This is a genomic window from Allobosea sp. 05T433, assembly GCF_056396065.1.
The window spans coordinates 1-3,422 of record NZ_JBFTKS010000080.1; the positions used below are offsets into that span (position 1 = coordinate 1).

Here is a 3,422-nt window from a genome sequence, read left to right on the forward strand (position 1 = left end):
CGCGACGGCTTGTTCTGGGCGACCGGGGCAGGAGAAGAGGCCAGTCCGCTTGGCGCTCTCGCCGCGCAGGCCGAGCGCGAAGGCTACAAGGGCGGGCAGGGCAAGACGCCCTATCACGGCTACTACTACAAGATCCTCAAGCGCCAGGGTGCCGCGGCACCAGGTGGAAGCCTCGACTATGTCGTCGGCGGCAAGATGATCGGCGGCTTCGCTCTGCTCGCCTATCCCGCCGAATACGGCAACTCCGGCGTCATGAGCTTCATCGTGAACCACGAAGGCACGGTGTATCAGAAGGATCTGGGACCCAGGACCAGCCGGATCGCGACGCGGATGCGCTCATACGACCCCGACAAGACCTGGGAGAAGGTTCCGGTGCCGCAGTAATCAATTTTCGAGATGCAGACTGCTGATCCATTCAGCGAAATGGCGATGTCTTCACAAAGCGACATTTAGCCTTCTCAAATGATCTTCGGATGACGGCTCCGATTGGACTACGGTACCGCCAAAGGCAGGTCGAAAGATTGGCCCGATAGGCGCGGGGGCCGTCGAATCATAGCGGCTATCAGCAATGGAGAACCGATGACCGGCCTCCTTTCGATCCTCTTCGGCGGCTTTTCAAGCTTCACGCCCGGTCGGATGCTTGGGGTCCCAACGCGAGCCCTTAGGAGACTACCGCGGGTTAGGGGCCTTTGATCGTGGATTGATCCTCAGTCGGCGACTGTGCCGAGGGCGTGGGCCGAATATCAGCGGTGGTGATGCCGCGGTGGATGGCAGCATGAATGACGTACAAAAGCGCGGACTTGCAAGGCTCATGCTTCGTTGGCCGCAGCGGCGGATGGAGCTACGTCAAAAATGCAGCAGTGGTGCGGGACTGCTCGATCTCTGCGAAGTTTACCAGGTGACATGTGAGGCCGCTTCCTATTGGGAGAAAATAACTTCGCCGGCCGGAGAGGCCCGTGCGGAGGAGTACCGCGCTCTCGCATTGGAAATCGAACGTGAGGTCAATGAGGCGCTTGCCTCAGTTTGAGCCTTCGTCGCGCCGGTGATCGCCTCGAAGTGGCGCACCTCGCCCTCAGGCTCAAGTCGATGGTCAAGCCTAGATGTGAGGTCTCAATAGGTTGTCCATCCGGTCCCGAGCGAGGAAGCTGAGGTTGCGAAGCTTCAGTGCCTTCGGAGGAACGGGGCTATCCACCTGATCATCCCGGGATGATGGTGGCGCTGTTCTCTACGGCTACAGCCGGGGCATCATCGCGGCAGCTTGGCTGCGCCTGCGACGAGCGGGTCGACGTGGGGGCGGTGACCGGACTGAACCGACCTGACTTCCGCAGCATCGCCGATCTCCGCAAGCTCCACCTCTCGGCGCTGTCGGATCTGCTCGTGGAAGCTAACGATGCGATAGTGAAGCCACTGCTTGTCGGAAATCCGGGACAGTCGATCACAACGGCGGCATGCTTGCCTTGGGAGGCCTCCGTGAATAGACGTTTCTACCTAGTAGTGCTGGCTCTGATGGGACTGGTGGGATGCGTTTCGCGCGAGACGTCCGGATCGGGGGGCGGCGGGCCCGCCTATGTCCAGCAGGACCTCGGGAGCCCCGGTCGACAGACCGACTTCTTCGGGAACGGCCTGCGGCCTTGAGAGCGGGATCTCGCGCTCCCGCGACCCGTCTCGCCATTGCGGGAACTGCCGTGCGCACTGCTGCTGCGACATGAAAGTCACGGCGCGCGGCCCCGGCACCTCGAGAGGTGCCGGAGGGGGCTGCCCCGCCTATTCGACTGGCGCCCAGCTGCTGTCGGGGTCGTAGCGCAGCAGGCGCTCCGCCAAGGCGCTGGTCTTCGAGCCGAGATTCTTCTGCAGCACTACCCCGTTATGTCCGCAGATGAAGGTCATGACGCCGGTCTTGCCCCATTCGGCCGGCCAGGCCACGAGGCCGAAGCCAGCGATCATGTTGCCGTTGACGACATAGGAATGCGCGCCGCCGGGCGCCCAAGGTCCTTGTGCCTTGAGGATGCGAAAGCGATAGCCGGCATAGGTTCGGTTCCCGCGATCCAGCAGGGCCTCGCTCAGGGCGCCCTCGAGCGGGCTGACATCGGCCTGCCCGGTTCTCGGCCAGTACAGCCCGTCCTGCGTACCGGGCGTCGAGATCAGGTTCTGGGCATATTCCGGCACCTGGTCGCCATCATGGTCCTTCCGGATATATTCGCGCTGGGCGCTGATATAGGCCTGGCAGGCCTCGATGGCGCGCAGTTCGTTCTCGCCGACGGCGCGGTTGAGGATTTCGCTACGCCCGGCCGCGACATCGAACATCCAGGCCTCGCCGCGTCGGACGATCGGGATCGGGAACTCGAACTTGCGTTTCCCGATCGTCAGGATCCGCGTCGCGTCGTCGCGCGGCGTCAGGGTGACGGATTCCGCTGCGGCCTCATTGAACCGGTCGAGTCGTTCGCGGTCCAGCGTGGCGTCGCCGGTGCTCAGCACGTCGCGGGCCCCCGGCCCGAAAATGCGATCGAGCATGCCGGGCTCGCGCGCCCGGGCCGCCTCGACCAGCGCGCTGGACGCCGCATCGGGGGAGGGGAAGCTCTGCTGGGCTGCGGCAGGGCCTGCCATCAACAGGACCGCGAGCGAGACCGGGACTGAAAATCGAGCGTGATGTGCCATGATCATGTCCCCCAATCAGCGCCGTCCACCGCGACCACCACCACCGCCCCCGCGGCCACCGCCGCCGCCGATATGCCCGCCGCCGCCACGGCCGCCGCCGCCGATGTGAGCGCCGCCGCCGCGACCTCCGCCGCCGATCTGTCCGCCTCCGCCGCCGCGCCCCGCCGGCATGCTGATCTGCCCACGGCTGGCTGCGCCGCGATTGCCATAGGCCGCCGCGCCGCGCCCGGCATCGATACCGTCAAACGCGGTCCGGCTTGGTGTCGGGCGCGGTCTCGCGCCCTGCGGCGCCGCTGGTCGCGCCTGTGCCGCCGGAGGCCGTGCCGTGGGCCGCTCGGGGCCCGATGGTCGCGTCGCGGGCCGGCCTGCGTCGGCCTGCGGTCGCCCCTGTCCAGCCCCGCCCTGGGGGCGATCCTGGCCGGGCCGTGCATCAGGACGGGCGGGTTGCTGCGACGGACGCTGGCCGATCATGCCTGCCGCCGCGCCGCCGATCGCGCCTGCCGCCGCACCGCCCAATGCTCCATCGACGCCGCCTGCGCCGCCTGGGCCACCGATGCCGCCAACACCACCGACGCCGCCCGGGCCGCCTGGGCCGCCGACGCCACCGATGCCGCCGGGCCCTCCGGGACCACCAACGCCGCCAGCCGGCCCGGGGCCGCCAATGCCGCCAACGCCACCCGGGGCGCCTGGCCGGCCAACGCCGCCTGGGCCTCCCGGTCCGCCAACACCGCCTGGGCGGCCTGGGCCGCCGGGGCGGGCGAGGCCGG

5 protein-coding genes and 1 pseudogene are annotated in these 3,422 nt (G+C 67.4%); 4 read left to right on the top strand and 2 right to left on the bottom strand.

Features of this window, described 5'->3' with window-relative positions:
• The 3 genes and pseudogenes from AC1DGP_RS34910 to AC1DGP_RS34920 all read left to right on the top strand — a co-directional run.
• Positions 1-384: DUF2950 family protein (locus tag AC1DGP_RS34910; protein WP_476833256.1), on the top strand; the 384-nt coding region annotated here is incomplete at its 5' end.
• A 391-nt stretch (positions 385-775) separates the two neighbouring features.
• The gene (locus AC1DGP_RS34915) at positions 776-1,027 is read left to right on the top strand and encodes a hypothetical protein (protein ID WP_441509160.1); all 252 of its coding nucleotides are present in this window, start codon (positions 776-778) and stop codon (positions 1,025-1,027) included.
• A gap of 143 nt (positions 1,028-1,170) precedes the next feature.
• A pseudogene (locus tag AC1DGP_RS34920) lies at positions 1,171-1,383 on the top strand (transposase); the annotation flags it as partial.
• A gap of 381 nt (positions 1,384-1,764) precedes the next feature.
• Here the strand turns inward: AC1DGP_RS34920 and AC1DGP_RS34925 are convergent.
• Together AC1DGP_RS34925 and AC1DGP_RS34930 are read right to left on the bottom strand one after the other, a co-directional pair.
• Entirely contained in the window at positions 1,765-2,655 is an 891-nt protein-coding gene (locus AC1DGP_RS34925) for a DUF2950 domain-containing protein (RefSeq protein ID WP_476833257.1), read from the bottom strand.
• 15 nt (positions 2,656-2,670) lie between these two features.
• Positions 2,671-2,826, bottom strand: a complete 156-nt coding sequence (locus AC1DGP_RS34930; protein ID WP_476833258.1) for a hypothetical protein — start codon at positions 2,824-2,826, stop codon at positions 2,671-2,673.
• Positions 2,827-3,099: 273 nt separating this feature from the next.
• Between AC1DGP_RS34930 and AC1DGP_RS34935 the strand changes: the two genes are divergently transcribed.
• Positions 3,100-3,422 (top strand): hypothetical protein (locus tag AC1DGP_RS34935; protein ID WP_476833259.1); only part of this gene is annotated, 323 nt, incomplete at its 3' end.